Source organism: Plantactinospora sp. WMMB782 (genome assembly GCF_049179135.1).
In the GTDB taxonomy this organism is placed as follows: Bacteria; Actinomycetota; Actinomycetes; order Mycobacteriales; family Micromonosporaceae; genus Plantactinospora.
The window spans coordinates 2,471,947-2,486,464 of sequence record NZ_JBMHMC010000007.1 but is presented as its reverse complement, the minus strand read 5'-3'; the positions used below and the strand labels follow the sequence as shown (position 1 = coordinate 2,486,464).

Annotated in this window: 13 protein-coding genes; 5 read left to right on the top strand and 8 right to left on the bottom strand. The window is 72.4% G+C overall.

Going from position 1 to position 14,518, the window contains the following annotated elements:
- Positions 1 to 29 precede the first annotated feature (29 nt).
- Positions 30 to 761, bottom strand: coding sequence for an LppU/SCO3897 family protein (locus ACN28A_RS13455; RefSeq protein ID WP_421395455.1), 732 nt, complete (start codon positions 759 to 761; stop codon positions 30 to 32).
- A gap of 84 nt (positions 762 to 845) precedes the next feature.
- On the opposite strand from ACN28A_RS13455, the gene ACN28A_RS13450 reads away from it, so the two are divergent.
- On the top strand, positions 846 to 1,496 hold the full coding sequence (locus ACN28A_RS13450; protein ID WP_421395453.1) for a prepilin peptidase: 651 nt from the start codon (positions 846 to 848) through the stop codon (positions 1,494 to 1,496).
- 97 nt (positions 1,497 to 1,593) lie between these two features.
- Here the strand turns inward: ACN28A_RS13450 and ACN28A_RS13445 are convergent, their stop codons facing one another.
- Positions 1,594 to 4,878, bottom strand: a complete 3,285-nt coding sequence (locus ACN28A_RS13445) for a UvrD-helicase domain-containing protein (protein ID WP_421395452.1) — start codon at positions 4,876 to 4,878, stop codon at positions 1,594 to 1,596.
- A gap of 263 nt (positions 4,879 to 5,141) precedes the next feature.
- Between ACN28A_RS13445 and ACN28A_RS13440 the strand changes: the two genes are divergently transcribed.
- Together ACN28A_RS13440 and ACN28A_RS13435 are read left to right on the top strand one after the other, a co-directional pair.
- On the top strand, positions 5,142 to 5,630 hold the full coding sequence (locus ACN28A_RS13440; protein WP_421395450.1) for a SigE family RNA polymerase sigma factor: 489 nt from the start codon (positions 5,142 to 5,144) through the stop codon (positions 5,628 to 5,630).
- Positions 5,631 to 5,644: 14 nt separating this feature from the next.
- Complete coding sequence (locus tag ACN28A_RS13435) at positions 5,645 to 6,508, top strand: hypothetical protein (protein ID WP_421395449.1); 864 nt, start codon at positions 5,645 to 5,647, stop codon at positions 6,506 to 6,508.
- Positions 6,509 to 6,692: 184 nt separating this feature from the next.
- On the opposite strand, the gene ACN28A_RS13430 is transcribed toward ACN28A_RS13435, so the two are convergent.
- Genes ACN28A_RS13430 through ACN28A_RS13405 form a run of 6 tightly spaced genes read right to left on the bottom strand, consistent with a single transcriptional unit; the run spans position 6,693 to position 12,492 of the window.
- Complete coding sequence (locus tag ACN28A_RS13430; protein ID WP_421395447.1) at positions 6,693 to 8,045, bottom strand: metallophosphoesterase; 1,353 nt, start codon at positions 8,043 to 8,045, stop codon at positions 6,693 to 6,695.
- Between the two features lie 7 nt (positions 8,046 to 8,052).
- Positions 8,053 to 8,310 carry a MoaD/ThiS family protein gene (locus tag ACN28A_RS13425; protein WP_421395445.1) on the bottom strand — a complete coding sequence of 86 codons (258 nt, stop codon included), beginning with the start codon at positions 8,308 to 8,310 and terminating at the stop codon, positions 8,053 to 8,055.
- Between the two features lie 2 nt (positions 8,311 to 8,312).
- A complete protein-coding gene (moaA, locus tag ACN28A_RS13420) occupies positions 8,313 to 9,335 on the bottom strand; it encodes a GTP 3',8-cyclase MoaA (protein WP_421395443.1) in 1,023 nt (340 codons plus the stop codon).
- A 17-nt stretch (positions 9,336 to 9,352) separates the two neighbouring features.
- Positions 9,353 to 10,243 carry a fructosamine kinase family protein gene (locus ACN28A_RS13415; RefSeq protein ID WP_421395442.1) on the bottom strand — a complete coding sequence of 297 codons (891 nt, stop codon included), beginning with the start codon at positions 10,241 to 10,243 and terminating at the stop codon, positions 9,353 to 9,355.
- A gap of 30 nt (positions 10,244 to 10,273) precedes the next feature.
- A complete protein-coding gene (locus ACN28A_RS13410) occupies positions 10,274 to 12,016 on the bottom strand; it encodes a multicopper oxidase family protein (protein WP_421395441.1) in 1,743 nt (580 codons plus the stop codon).
- Positions 12,013 to 12,492 (bottom strand): DUF6220 domain-containing protein, encoded by a 480-nt coding sequence (locus tag ACN28A_RS13405; RefSeq protein WP_421395440.1) that lies wholly within the window; start codon positions 12,490 to 12,492, stop codon positions 12,013 to 12,015. Before ACN28A_RS13405 ends, ACN28A_RS13410 begins: the two co-directional genes overlap by 4 nt.
- A gap of 133 nt (positions 12,493 to 12,625) precedes the next feature.
- Between ACN28A_RS13405 and ACN28A_RS13400 the strand changes: the two genes are divergently transcribed.
- Together ACN28A_RS13400 and ACN28A_RS13395 are read left to right on the top strand one after the other, a co-directional pair.
- Complete coding sequence (locus tag ACN28A_RS13400; RefSeq protein WP_421395439.1) at positions 12,626 to 13,855, top strand: sensor histidine kinase; 1,230 nt, start codon at positions 12,626 to 12,628, stop codon at positions 13,853 to 13,855.
- Positions 13,852 to 14,514 (top strand): response regulator, encoded by a 663-nt coding sequence (locus tag ACN28A_RS13395; protein WP_421395437.1) that lies wholly within the window; start codon positions 13,852 to 13,854, stop codon positions 14,512 to 14,514. Before ACN28A_RS13400 ends, ACN28A_RS13395 begins: the two co-directional genes overlap by 4 nt.
- The last annotated feature ends 4 nt before the right edge of the window (positions 14,515 to 14,518 follow it).

The window sequence follows — 14,518 nt, the reverse complement described above, 5'->3', positions numbered from 1 at the left end:
AGCATCCACGCTAGACAGCCGTAGTTTTGTCAACGCCGCCGCAGGCAGAGTACGAAGTCCAGCTCGTCCAGTTCGCTGTTGAAGAAGTAGAAGTTCGTGTAGTTCCGCACCTCGGCGCACTTGGCCTTGGCATCCGTGGCGCCGGTGGTGACACCGTTGAAGCGGGCCAGCACCTCGTAGGCCTGCGGCGCACAGTTCGTGATCGCCAACCTCGGCACCGCCTCCGTACCCTCGTTCCGGACGCACTGGCCGACCTTGACGAACCGCGCGTCGGTGGAGGGCTCGACCTGCTCGACCGGTGCGGTCGTCGGCGCCGGCCCGGCCGGGGCGCTGGCCGTGTCGTCCGGCGCCTCGGTCTGCTCGCTGGCCGGCGGTTGCGCGTCCGGCTCCTGCTGCTCGCGGCCGAACAGGTAGATCCCGGCCGCCGCGCCGCCGAAGACCAGCGCGGCCAGGCCGATCAGCACGGCCGCGAACGCCCGGTTGCCGCGGCCCTTCGGCATCGGGTCCGGTGCCGAGGTGGACCAGGACGGATCCGGAACCGGAGTCGCCCACACCGGATCGGCGTCGGACGCCATCCAGCCGTCGGCCGGCCGGGTGTGCGGCGCGGGTCCGCCCGGGTACCCGGCAGCCCCCGCCTGGTCGTGATCGCCCCAGGGGTCGACCGGCTGGCCGTACTCGTCGGAGGCCTGCCGGCCGGGATCGTTCCACGGCTGTCCCGGCGGGCCGGGGTACGGCCCGCCGGGCGGTCCGTAGTTGGCCATCGACTGTCCTCCTGGTACGGATCGGGAAGGGGCTCACCCCCCGTCGGGGAGCGGCCCGCTGTGGTCACCGTAGCGTGACCGTCGATGACCCCACCTCCCGGAAGCGCGCCAAACTCACTGACGGTCGCGGTGGCGGCCGGGCTCCTCGGAGTACTGCTCGGGCCGCTGCTGCGCCGGCAGGTTCGCCGGTACACCCGCCCCGCCGGCCCACCCACCGGGCTGGTCGGGGCCGTCGCGGCCGTCGTGTTCGGCACGCTCGCCGCCCGGGTCGACGGCGTACTCCCGTTGCTCGGCCACCTGTGGCTCGCCGGTTTCGGAATCGTGCTCGGCTTCGTCGACGTGGCGGTGCGACGACTCCCCGACCGGCTGACCCTGCCGGCGGCGGCCGGTCTCGCCGGGCTGCTCGGCGCGGCCTCGGTCACCTCCGGCCAACTCGCCCGGTACGCGCTGGCGGCGACCTGCGCCCTGGCGCTGGCCGGGGCGTACGCCGGGCTGGTCCTGCTCTCGCCCGCCGGGCTGGGGCCGGGCGACGCCAAGCTCGCGCTCGGACTCGGCTTCGCCACCGGCTGGTACGGCTGGAGCAGCACCCTGACCGGTGCACTCGCCGGCCTGCTGCTGGCCGGTGGCTACGCCGCCGTGCTGCTCCGGCTGGGGCGGATCGGCCGACACGACCACCTGCCGCACGGCCCGGCGATGCTCACCGGCACCCTCGGCGTGGTGCTCCTCGCCGCCTGAAGCCCGGCTGGCCGCTTGCCACTTGCCGCCGGCTCACCACTGCAAGCCCGGCTCACCAGTGCAAGCCCGGCTCACCAGTGCAAGCCCGGCTCGCGCGTCAGAGTAGTCGGAGCTGGCGGTCCCGCGGCCGGCGCGGAGCGCTGTCGCCGAGCCGTTCGAAGAGTCCGGCGTCGATCGCGTCGAGGAACGGCGACGGTACGCACTCCCGCTCCTGGCCGTGCCGCAGCCGCCGGCCGACGTGGCTGAGGTAGAGCCGGTCCTGTGCCCGGGTCAGTCCGACGAAGAAGAGCCGCCGCTCCTCCGCCACCTCGTCGTCGGTCGGGGTCGACCCGGGGAAGCGCAGCGGCAGCAGCCCGTCCTCGCAGCCGGGCAGGAAGACCACCGGGAATTCCAGGCCCTTGGCGGCGTGCAGGGTGAGCAGGGTGACCGCCTCGGCGCGCGGGTCGAGGGCGTCCACCTCGGCACCGGTGGCCAACTGGGAGAGGAACAGTTCCAGGTCGTCGCCGCAGCGCCGGGCGAGCGGGGTGAGCAGGTCGGCGGCGGTCCAGATGTCGTCCGGGCCGATCCCGCCGGTGGCGTCCAGGGTGGGGGTGGCGTGCCGTTCGGCGAGTACCTGCCCGGCCAGGCGCACCCGGGCGGCGACCGAGCCGCCGAGACCGTCGGCGTGCCGCAGCTCGCGGGCGATCACCGAGACGCCGGGCCGGTCCCGCAGCCGGTTGTGCGAGCGCTTCTGCACCGGGATGTTCGCCCGGGCGAGCGCGTCCAGGATCGGTGCCGCCTGCGCGTCCGTGCGGTACAGCACCGCGATGTCGGAGAACGAGACGTTCGAGGTGCGCCCGTCGATCCGGCCGGAGTCGAGGGAGCGGTGCGACAGCCCGCCGACGAGTTCGTCGACCGTGCGTACCACGAAATCGGCCTCGTCCGCGACGGAGGCCGCCGGGTAGCGGCCGACCAGCGGTGCCTCCGGGTCGAGCCGGGCCGGGTCGAGCCGGCGGCCCCGGACCAGGGTGGACGGTGCGATCGCCTGCACGGCGGCGGCCAGGATCGGCGCCGACGACCGGTAGTTGCGGGTCAGCCGGACCAGCCGGGCGTCCACGAAGTCCTGCGAGAAGCGCAGGAAGTACGTCACGTCGGCGCCCCGGAACGCGTAGATCGCCTGGTCCGGGTCGCCGATCGCGCAGAGGTTGCCGTCGGCCGGGCTGAGCAGCCGGAGCAGCTCGTACTGCGTCGCGTCCACGTCCTGGTACTCGTCGACGAAGATCCACCGCCACCGGTCCCGGTACCGCTCGACCAGCTCCGGGTCGTCGCGCAGCAGCGCCACCGGCAGGTCGACCAGCTCGTCCAGGTCCACCAGGTCGGCGGCGCGGAGCAGTTTCAGATAGGTGGCGTCGTCGTCGCCGGCCTCGGCCCGCGCGGTCGCCCGCTCGGCGTCGTCGGCGATCCGGAAGTCGTCGGGCAGTCCGGCGGCGCGGGCGTTCTCCCGCAGGATGGTCAGGCCGAGCGAGTGGAAGGTGCCGACGGTGACGTCCTCGGCGACCGGCCCGAGCAGCCCGTCCAGCCGGTGCCGCAGCTCCTCGGCGGCCCGCCGGGTGAAGGTGATCGCCAGGCAGTGTTCCGGATAGACGTTCAGCTCGGCACAGAGGTACGCGATCCGGTGGGTGAGGGTCCGGGTCTTGCCGGTGCCCGGCCCGGCGACGATCAGCAGCGGTCCGCCGGGCGCGGAGGCGGCGACCCGCTGCATCGCGTCCAACCGGTCCAGCAGCCCGGTGCCGACCTCCTCCATGCCGGCGAGCATCGGTTCGAACGGCTCGTGCGGCGACGGCGACGGCGCGAGCGGCGGAGCCGGCTCGGCCGGCGCGGCGGCGGCCCGGGGACGCCGCCGCGACGCCGTCGGGGCGGCCGGCGCCGGCTCCGCCGGACCGTCGGCCCTGGCCGCCGCCTTCGGCTCCGCGGGCGGTCGCTGTCGCGGCACGGGTACGTCGAAGAGCGCGTCCGCGAAGAGCGTCTCCGCCTGCCCGGCGGCACCACCCCGACCGGTCCCGCCCCGGCCGCCGCCACTCGAACCGGCGGGCAGTTCACCCGGCTCGAAGAGGGTGATCACGCCGTACTCGCCGTCGTAGCCGGGGATCCGGCGTACCTGGCCGCGCCGGAGTCGGGTGATCGCCTCGGCGAGCGGTTCGCCGCCGACCCGGCGGATCTCGTCGACCGGGCTGACGGTGAGGATGTCCAGCTCGGCACCGAGGCCGGCGACCAGGGTGTTGAGCTGCCCCTCCACCGTCTTCGACTTCGGCCCGACCCCGTTGATCTCGCCGAGGATCTCGGCCAGTTGGATCAGGTGGGTGACCCGGGGCGCGCTCGCCGGCCGGTGCCCGTCCGGCCGGTCGGCCAGGTCCTCGACCCGGCTCAGTACGCCGACCGTGAGCGGCTTGCCGCACTCCGGGCAGCGCCCGCCCGCCTCCCGGGTCCGCTGCGGTTCCCAGTTGACCCCGCAGAGCCGGTGCCCGTCCGCGTGGTACTTCCCCTCCTCCGGGAAGAACTCGATGGTGCCGGCCAGCCCGTCCCCGGTGCGCAGTGCCTCCCGGACCGCGTAGTAGTCGAGGTCGGTGGCGAAGAGGGTCGCCTCCCGGGCCAGTGCCGGTGGCGAGTGCGCGTCCGAGTTGGAGACCAGCCGGTAGCGGTCCAGGCTGGAGACCCGCCAGTTCATCTCCGGGTCGGAGGAGAGGCCGGTCTCGACCGCGAAGATGTGCTCGGCGAGGTCGGCGTAACAGTCCGCGATCGCGTCGAAGCCGGACTTCGAGCCGAGCGCGGAGAACCACGGGGTCCAGATGTGCGCCGGCACGAGATATCCGTCCGGGCTCGCCTCCAGGACGATTTCCAGCAGGTCGCGGGAGTCGAGGCCGAGGATCGGCCGGCCGTCGGAGCCGATGTTGCCGATCCGGCCGAGCGTGGTGTTGAACCGGGCCACCGCGTCCAGGTCGGGCAGGTAGATCAGGTGGTGCACCTTGCGGGTCCGGTCGTCCCGCTTGTAGATCGTGGAGATCTCGACGCTGAGCAGGTAACGCATCGGGCTGGCCTCGGCGACGCTCGCCAGTCGGGGCGGCAGCCGGCGGGCGATGTCCCGTTCCGCCTCCGGGCTGAGCCGGTAGAGGCCCGGCTCGGCCGGGTGCAGCGACTCGCGCAGGTGCTCGTACCAGGCCGGGTGGGTGAAGTCACCGGTGCCGAGCAGGCTGATCCCCTTGCGCCGGGCCCACCAGGCGAGGTTCGGCATGGTCAGGTCACGGCTGCACGCGCGGGAGTATTTCGAGTGGATGTGCAGGTCCGCGACGAAGGGCACGGCGGCGGAGGGGGAGCCGTCAGCGGGTGCGGCGCGCAACGGAGACACGCCGCATCCTGTCACGGACGCGTACGCGAGCGCGTGTCGCCACGCGAGAGTGTGATTTGCCGCCCGCCGCCATGCTCGGTCCGGGTCCTGCCGGGGTGGCCGAGACCTGTTCGTGTGCCGGGCTCGTCGAGGACGAGCCGGGACGGGGGTGGACAAGCCGAGCAGACGACCGCCCGGCCAGCCAACGCAGGTACAGGCGTCCAAGCCCCAGATACTTCACGCCGGACGTCAACGCACAATGTCGCGGGCAGCGTCTTCAACATGTGACGTTCGAGCAGTACGTGAGCACCTACGGCCCGGCGCTGTTGCGGTTGGCCCGATTGTTGACCGGTGATCAGCACCGGGCCGAAGACCTCGTCCAGGACGTGTTGGCGCGGGCGTGGTCGCGATGGAGGCGGATCGCTCGGTCGAACCAGCCGGACATGTATGTCCGACGGATGCTCATCAACGCAAACACGTCCTGGTGGCGTCGGCGTCCCAATCGTGAGATAAGCACCGCGAGCTTCGCCGATCGGCCACAGCGCGGCGACGTGGGCAGCGAGACCGTCGCAAGAGACGAAATGTGGCGGCTGATACAGGAACTGCCAGGCCGCCAGCGCGCGGTCGTGGCGCTGCGCTACTACGAGGATTTCGACGACTCGACGATCGCCCAAATCTTGGGCTGCTCGTCGGCCACCGTCCGTACCCACGCAATGCGGGCACTTAACACGCTGCGGGAACGCTACAGGACGCTGGCGACCGCGACCCGTTGAGAGGAGAACTGTACATGACAGATCTTGAGGAACACATCACCATCGCATTGCGAGATCACGCAGAGGGTGAGATCGATGCGGAACTGCTGCTTGCCCGCGCCACCACGAGGGGCCGGGCGCGTCGTGCCCGGCATGGAGCGGTGCTTGCGGCGAGCCTGCTCGCTCTTGCAGGCTTCGGGACAGTGGTAGGCATCAGTGATCCTCGAACGCCACCTGCCCCGTCAGAGGCTGCGACATCCACCGGATCGCCAGAAATGCGACTGGCCGCCGCCGCCATGGCTAGCGAGACGACCAGCTACGAGTACTCGATGACCTGTGCTCTTGCCGCCCGGCCCGGTGCCACGGTCACGGACGGGGAGCGGTCGATCCTCAACTCTTCTCGTTTCCGTATGGACGTTACCGGCGCCTTCGATCCGGCCACCGTAACCGGCTACCTTCGGATGCGGAAGTCCAACCTTGACTACGAGCAGCGACTAGTAAGAGGCGCCAGGTTCACCCGACTGCAGCGCCCAGGACTGAAGCCGGGCGAGAACAATTGGAGCAAGCCGGTCAACGGGCAGCAAGGCTTTGAGTTCGGAAGCTCGATCCCAAACCTTCCCAGCGCGGTTGCCGATCCAGCCGGTCTGCTGAAGCTACTTCGTACTCGTGGTTCAGTGAGCGAGCCGAAAGCCGGCGAATATCACTTCACAATATCGCCGCCACATGCGGGGAACTTCGAGCACACCGGTGATGTACTGATCGGCGCCGACGGCAGGGTGGCTCAGGTGACCATCTATCCGAATAAGTTCATGAACTACGATGGCATCACCAATCTCTGCACCCTCAAGCTGTCGAACTACGGCACGACCGTAACGGTCGAGCGACCGCCCAACGGATAGATCAAGCCGAACTGCTCCGCGCCACCGTGCCGTGATCGTGTCGCCGTACGCGGCGTCGGATACAAGCTGGAGAGTATCGATACCAATGGATAATCCGATCGTCGGGACGAAGACGGGCTATTGCCGGGCAGGTCGGCGATGCGGTGTCCTCGGCACCCGGTCCAGCCCGGCCGACCCTTCTCGATCACCCCGTGCTGCGTAGCTCGACCAGGGTCACCTGAGGCGGGGCGCCGACCCGAACCGGTGGGCCCCAGAAGCCGGCGCCGTTTGTAACGTAGAGCTGGGTGCCGTCGATGGTGGCGTGCCCGGAGACGACCGGCTGCTGCAACGCGACGAGCAGGTTGAACGGCACGATCTGCCCGCCGTGGGTGTGACCGGAGAGTTGCAGGTCGACGCCGTGCTTCGCCGCCTCGTGCACGTTGACCGGCTGGTGTGCGAGCAGCACCACCGGCCGGCCCGGGTCCCGGCCGCCGAGCGCCGCGTCGAAGTCGGGGCCCTGGGCGGAACCGAGTTCGCCACCGGTCGGGTCGTTCACCCCGGCGAGGTCGAGGGCGCCGCCCCGGGCCAGGATCTCCGCGCGGCGGTTCTGCAACACCCGCAGCCCGAGCCGGTCCAGCTCGACGACCCACTCCTCGACGCCGGAATAGTATTCGTGGTTGCCGGTGACGAAGAAGTTGCCGTACCGGGAGCGTAGGTCGCGCAAGGGTGCGGCGGCGGGACCGAGTTCGCCGACCGTGCCGTCGACGAGGTCACCGACCACGGCCACCAGGTCGGCGTCGAGCCGGTTGATGAGCGACACGATCCGCTCGGTGTGTGCCCGGCCGGTCAGCGGTCCGATGTGGATGTCGGAGACGGTGGCGATCCGCAGCCCGTCCATGCTCCGGGGGAGCTTGGCCAGCGGGATCCGCACCCGGTCGACCTGTGGCGGGCCGAGGGCGGTGCGGACGCCGTAGCCGACGATCCCGGCCGAGGTGAGCCCGGCGAAGATGGCGGCGCCCCGGGCGAGCAGCAGCCGCCGCCCCGGATCGTGCCCGGCTTCCGGCGGTGCGTCCGGGGTCGGCGGTGCGTCGAGGGCCGGCGCTGCCCCCGGGGTCCGCGGCGCGTCCGAAGCAGGCGTGGCGTCCCGGGCCGGCGTCGCGTCCACGGTCGGCGGCAGGTCCAGGGTCGGTGGTGGGGCCGGGGCCGATGGTGCGGGCGAGGCGGCGCCGGCAGGTGCGGGTGTGGCCGCCCGGACCCGGCGGCGGCGCAGGGCCAGCCGGGCGGCCAGCATCGGGATCTCCAGCACGGCCAGCAGGACGAGCAGGTAGAACATCACGGCCAGCCAGAGGTAGCCCGGCCAGGCCAGCCAGTAGTAACCCTGCCGGGTGCCGACCAGGGTCGCCGGGGTGAGCACGGCCAGCAGCAGCACGGCCACCCCGCCGGCCCGGCGCCAGCGCCCCGGCCGGGTGGTGTCCCGGACCAGCCGCTTCCACAGGTAGAGATGAATCAGGCCGACGACCAGGGTCAACGTGCCGACGAAACCGAGCAGAGCCAGCACGGGCGCCTCAGCCGCCCGCGAACGGAGGCAGGACGTCGACCGTCGCGCCGGCCGGCAGCGGTGCCCGCCGGTCGTGCCAGGCCACGCCGTCGACCAGGAAACTCGCCATGGTCAGCACGGTGGCCAGCCGGGCACCGTGCCGGTCGGCCAGCGCACCGGCGAGCGCGTCGAGGCTGCCGGCGCCGGGCACGGTCTCCTCGGGTACGCCGGCAGCGGCCCGCGCGGCGGCGAAGTAGCGTACGACCAGGGTGGGTGCGGAGGTCATCGTCAGCCGCCGATCGCCGACATCGGTCGGACCGGTTGCAGGAACGTCGGGTCGTCGATGCCGTGCCCGGCCCGCTTGCCCCACATCGCCGCCCGCCACCGGTCGGCGAGTTCGTCGTCGGAGGCGCCGCCGCGCAGTGCCGCCCGCAGGTCGGACTCGTCGGTGGCGAAGAGGCAGTTCCGGACCTGCCCGTCCGCGGTGAGCCGGGTCCGGTCGCAGTCCCCGCAGAACGGCCGGGTCACGCTGCCGATCACACCCACCCGGGCCGGCCGGCCGGCGGTGTCCGTCCAGCCTTCCACCAGCCACGTCTCGGCCGGTGCCCCACCCCGCTCGGCCGGATCGGGCAACAGGGTGAACTCGGTCCGCAGGGCGGCGAGGATCTCCTCGGCGGTGACCATCGTCGACCGGTCCCAGCCGTGCTGGGCGTCCAGCGGCATCTGCTCGATGAACCGGAGCTGATAGCCGTGGCGCAGCGCGAAGCGGAGCAGTTCGGGCGCCTCGTCGTCGTTGACTCCGCGCATCAACACCGAGTTGATTTTCACCGGGGCCAGCCCGGCGGCCACCGCCCCGGCCAACCCGTCGAGTACGGCGTCCAGCCGGGGCCGGCGGGTCAGCTCGGTGAACCGGGTCGGGTCGAGGGTGTCCAGCGAGACGTTGACCCGGTCGAGTCCGGCCGCGCGCAGCGGCCCGGCGAGCCGGTCCAGCCCGATCCCGTTCGTGGTCAGCGAGAGCACCGGCCGGGGTAGGAGCGCGGCGACGGCGGCGACGATCTGCGGCAGCCCGGGGCGGATCAGCGGCTCGCCACCGGTGAACCGGACCTCGGTCACCCCGAGCAGGCGCACCGCGACGCCGACCAGGCGGACGATCTCGTCGTCGGTGAGCACCTCCGACTTCGGCAGCCAGGGCAGTCCCTCGGCCGGCATGCAGTAGGTGCACCGCAGGTTGCACCGGTCGGTGAGCGAGACGCGCAGGTCGGTCGCGACCCGGCCGTACCGGTCGACGAGCCCCCCGACGGGAATGGTCATCGCTCGACGGTAGCGCGTCAGACCGACAGTGCGGCCCGAGCCGCCGTACCTACCGCATCCCGGTATGCCGCACCGAAGAGCGCGGTGTGCACCAGCAGCAGGTGGAGCTGGTGCACCGGCCGCCGCTCCCGCCAGCCGTCGGCCAGCGGCCAGACCTCCTGGTAGGCGTCCACGATCGTGCCCAGCTGCGGGGCACCGCCGAAGAGGGCGAGCTGGGCCAGGTCGGTCTCCCGGTGCCCGCCGTGTGCCGCCGGGTCGACCAGCCAGACCCGGCCGTCGGCGCCCCAGAGCAGGTTCCCCGGCCACAGGTCGCCGTGGATCCGGGCGGGCGGCTCGGCGCCGCCGTACTCCTCGATCCGGGCGATCACCTGCTCCACCAGGGTGACCTCGGCCGCGGCGAGCGCGCCGTTGTCGACCGACTGCCGCAGGTAGGGCGCGAGCCGGTGCTCACCGAACCAGACCGGCCACGGGCCGGCGGACGGGGTGTTGTCCTGCGGCAACGCCCCGACGAAGCCCGGCCAGGCCGCGCCGAAGGTGTCGGCGCCGGCCCGGTGCAGGGCGGCCAGCCCGGCGCCGAACCGCCGGGCCGCCGCCGGGCTCGGCTCGCCCGGCTCGACCCACTCCAGCGCCAGCAGCTCCGGCAGGGCCGCGATCACCTCGGGCACCGGCACCGCCCCGGCGGCGCGCAGCCAGCGCAGCCCGGCCGCCTCGGTGGCGAAGAAATCCTCGGGTACGGGCTCGGCGGCCCCCTCCGGCCAGGACTTGGCGAAGACGGAGTTGCCGTCGTCCAGGGTGAGTCGGCTGGCGGCGCAGATGTCGCCGCCGGGCACCGGCGTCTCCCGGATCCGCTGGTGGGTGAGGAAGAGCGGAAGCTGGTTCGGATGCTCCCGCAGGTACGCCAGGTCCATCTGGGCAAGGTAGCTGTTCGGATGCCCCGATCACGAGTACGTCAGGTGCAGCGTCATCCCGGCGTCGGCGTGCGCCAGGTTGTGACAGTGGTTTGCCCACGTCCCCGGATTGTCGGCCCGGAACGCCACCTCCCAGACGTCGCCGGGAAGGAGGTCGAACGAGTCCAGCCACAGCGGACTCCCGGTGACCGGCCGGCCGTTGCGGGACAGCACCAGGACGTGGTGCCCGTGCAGGTGCCACGGGTGCACCACTAGCGCCCGGTTCACGATCGTGAACCTGACGACGTCGTCGCGGCGTACGACCTGCGGCGGGATGTCCGGGTGGGCGGCGCCGTTGACGGTGTGGGCGTATCTCGGAACCAGCCCGTCCAGGTCGAGGCCGCGGTCGAGGACCAGGGTGTAGCTCCGGTCGAACCGGGACCACGGCACCGGGGAACCGGCGCCGTAGCCGAGCGGATCCAGCACCGGCCAACCGTCGGTGGTCGCCGAGGACACCGGCCCGGTCGCGTAGACCGCCCGTCCGTCGACGAACAACGCCACCGGGGTGGCGGGCGCACTGAACACCAGGTCGTAGCGACCGCCGGCCGGGATGAGTACGGCGGTGTCCAGCAGCGGCGTCGGGCCGGCCAGGTCGTGGCCGTCGATCGCGTGGACCCGGAACGGCGTCCCGGCCAGGGCGTACCGGTGCGTGGTGCTGTCGGTGTTGATCAGCCGCAGCCGTACCGGCGTACCCGGCCCGACCGGCTCGGTGCGCGGTGCGGGCAGCGGAAGACCGGCCAGCGTGTGCACCGGCACGGTGACGTCGACGCCGGTCGCCGGCCCCGGGCGCACCACGAGAACCCCGTAGAGGCCCATCCGCACGCCGATGTCGGACACCGCATGGGTGTGGTACCAGTACGTTCCCACCTGGTCGGCCCGGAACCGGTAGACGTACTCCTGTCCGGGCAGTACCGCATCCTGCGTCACGCCGGGCACGCCGTCCTGGCTGTTCGGCACGTCGTACCCGTGCCAGTGCAGTGTGACGCCGCGGCCGATGTCGCGGTTGTGCAGCGTCACCTCGATGATGTCGCCGAGGGTGGCGGTCAGCTCCGGTCCGGGTACCTGTCCGTTGAAGGCCCAGGCCGCGACGTCCCGGCCGCTGACCTGCACCGTCGCGGTCCCGGCCGTCAGGCTGAACCGTCTGGTCGGCTCGCCCACGGTGCCGGGCGCCTCCGGAAGAGCATGATCATGAACGCCGGAGTCGGCTTTCGGAGCGGCGACGAGTACGGCGCCGGTCAGCAGTGTCGCCACCGCCACCGCGCCGGCTCCCCTGGTCACCGCCCCGGACGGGCCCGGGCCGACGAGCCGCCACGAGACAACGGTCGCTCCGACGATCCCGGCGACCGCCAGGAGTCCGCTGCCCACCGACGCCGGGTAGCCGTGCAGGACCGTCACGAGCAGGGCGGCGCTGTGGGCGTACCCGGCGAAGAGCAGCGGGACCGCGACGGTGCGGATGTCGGCCGGGGGCCGCAGCAGCCGCGAACCGGCGACGACCGAGGCCACCAGCGACAGCGGGGCGGCGACGAGGACCTTCTCCGCCGCGAACCACCAGCCGGCGCGGGCGAGTGCGGCGACGGTGACCGCGCGGGCGGCGGTGGCGAGCACCGCGAGGGCGACAAGTGCCAGGCTCAGCCGGCGGCGTCGGGCCGCCGACGCGGCCCCACCGCCCAGCCAGCTCGCGGCGGCGAGGACCGCGATCACCAGGTCGCCGACGAGCAGCGCGCCGACGCTCATGCCGACCCCTCCGCCCGGACGGCCGGGCCGACCGACCGAGGGACGCCGGCTGTCGGGGTGGCGCTGGCCGGCGTCGACCGGGCCAGGTCGCGCGCTGCCTGGAAGACGCTGACCACGACGTGCACCGCGATGATCCCGTTGACCGCGTGCAGGGCGGCGATGGTGAGCCCGATCGGGGTGCTGCCGCCCACGGAATCGGTGGCCGCGTTCGCGAACATGGCGAGCAGGGCCTGCACGAGGACGAGCCCCAACGGCAGGACGGCCAGCCCGACGAGCCGGCCGGGTGCCTTCGCCAGCACGGCGAACAGGATGGTGAGCAGCGTGAGTGCCGGGATCACCGCCGTGCCGTTGACGCTGTGCAGCACGTACGCGCCGTCGACAGCGGGCCTGGTGAACGCGCCCACGGCGGCGAAGACGAACTGCAGGGCGAACGCGACGAGCAGCACCGCACTGAGGATGACGAAGATCTTGCGCATGATGGCCTCCTGGAGCAGGGTCCGGGGACTCGATGCTCGCCCGGGTGGCCGGGGAAAACGTCGTACCGCCGCAGGCACCTGCTCGGGCGCGGATACCACGGCCGCGGTATGCCGGCCGTACCGCGGTCGCGGGATGCTCGTCGACGACAGCCCGTTCTACAGTTCGGTGGTGCGCCGTGACCTGCCGTTCGCTCTCGCCGGCCTCGCCCTCGGTGTCCTGCTGGTCGGGAACGCCGCTCTGGCACCGGACGCCGGACCGGTGCGGGCGACGGACATCGTCCTGGTGCTGGTCATGGTGGTGGCGACGGCGGTGTGCCAGCGGCACCCGGTGCCCGCGTTGCTCGTGGTGACCGCAGCCATGCTGGCCCTGCACGTCCGGGTGCACCCGGGTGCGTTCGCCGCGTACCCCGTTCTCGGCACGGTCCTGGTCGCCGCCTGGCGGGGGCACCGATCGGTCGCCGCCCTGGCCAGCCTCGTCTTCCTCGGCGGTTTCCTGGCCGGGGACGTCTCCGCCGCGTCCGCCGACCGACCCGGCCAGCTGATCGTCGAGCGGACCAGCCTGCTGCTGGGCTGGTTCGTGGCGGCGAACGTCGCCGGTCTCGTCGCCCGGCAACACCGGGCCTACCTGGAGCAGGTCGAGCAGCGGGCGATCGAGGCCGAACGCACCCGCGAGGAGACGGCGTTGCGGCGCGCCGGTGAGGAGCGGCTGCGCATCGCCCGGGACCTACACGACTCGCTGACCCACAGCATCTCGGTGATCAAGGTGCAGGCCGGGATCGCCGTGCACCTGGCCCGCAAACAGGGTACGGAGCCGTCGGCCGCCCTGCTGGCGATCCAGGAGGCCAGCGCCACGGCAATGCGGGAACTACGGTCCACGCTGGATGTGCTGCGCTCACCCTCGGACGTGCACCGGCTCGGGCTGGCCCGGATCGGCGAACTCGTCGAACGGACCCGGGCGGCGGGCGTTCCGGTGCGGGTGACGGTCACCGGTCAGCCCTGGGACCTGCCCGCCGAGGTCGACCAGGTCGGCTATCGCGTCGTCCAGGAGGCGCTGACGAACATCGCCCGGCACGCCGGCCCGGCCACCGCCGAGATCCGCGTCGAGTACGCCCCGGCGGAGCTGACCGTCTCGGTGACCGACGACGGGCAGGCGTCACCGGTCCGGCCGGTGCGGCCCGGTCTGGGCCTGCACGGCATGCGGGAACGGGTCACCGGGTTGGGCGGCAGCCTGGACGCCGCCCCGCGCGACGACGGCGGATTCAGGGTGCGGGCCACCTTCCCGCTGGACCGGCCCGGCGCCGACCGCGTTGCCGTCGACCGTGGCGCCGCCGACCGGACCGAGCAGGCGGAGCAGACGGCGTGATCCGGGTCCTGCTCGCCGACGACCAGGCTCTGATGCGGGCCGGCTTCCGGGCGTTGCTGGACGCCGAGGACGACCTGGAGGTCGTCGGCGAGGCCGCCGACGGTGCCACGGCCGTCCGGCTCTCCCGACGGCTGCGGCCCGACGTCGTACTGATGGACGTGCAGATGCCGGAACTCGACGGCATCGAAGCCACCCGGCGGATCGCCGCCGACCCCGACCTCTCGGCGGTCCGCGTCCTCATCCTCACCAACTTCGAAATCGACTCCTACGTCTTCGACGCACTCCGGGCCGGCGCCAGCGGCTTCCTGCTCAAGGACGCCGACCCGGCCGACCTGTTGCAGGCGGTCGCCGTCGTGGCCCGTGGCGACGCGCAACTCGCCCCGACGGTGGCGCGGACGCTGATCAGCGAGTTCGCCACCGCCCCGCCGCCGGCCGACCTGGCGGCCGGACGCGACGTGCTGACCGCCCGTGAGCAGGAGATCGTCGAACTCGTCGCCCGCGGACTGACAAACGACGAGATCGCCGAACGGATGGTGATCAGCCCGTTGACCGCCAAGACACACGTCAACCGGGCGATGAGCAAGCTGTACTGCCGCGACCGGGCCCAGTTGGTCGTCTGGGCCTACGAGTCGGGGCTGATCACGCCACGTCGCCGCTGACGGC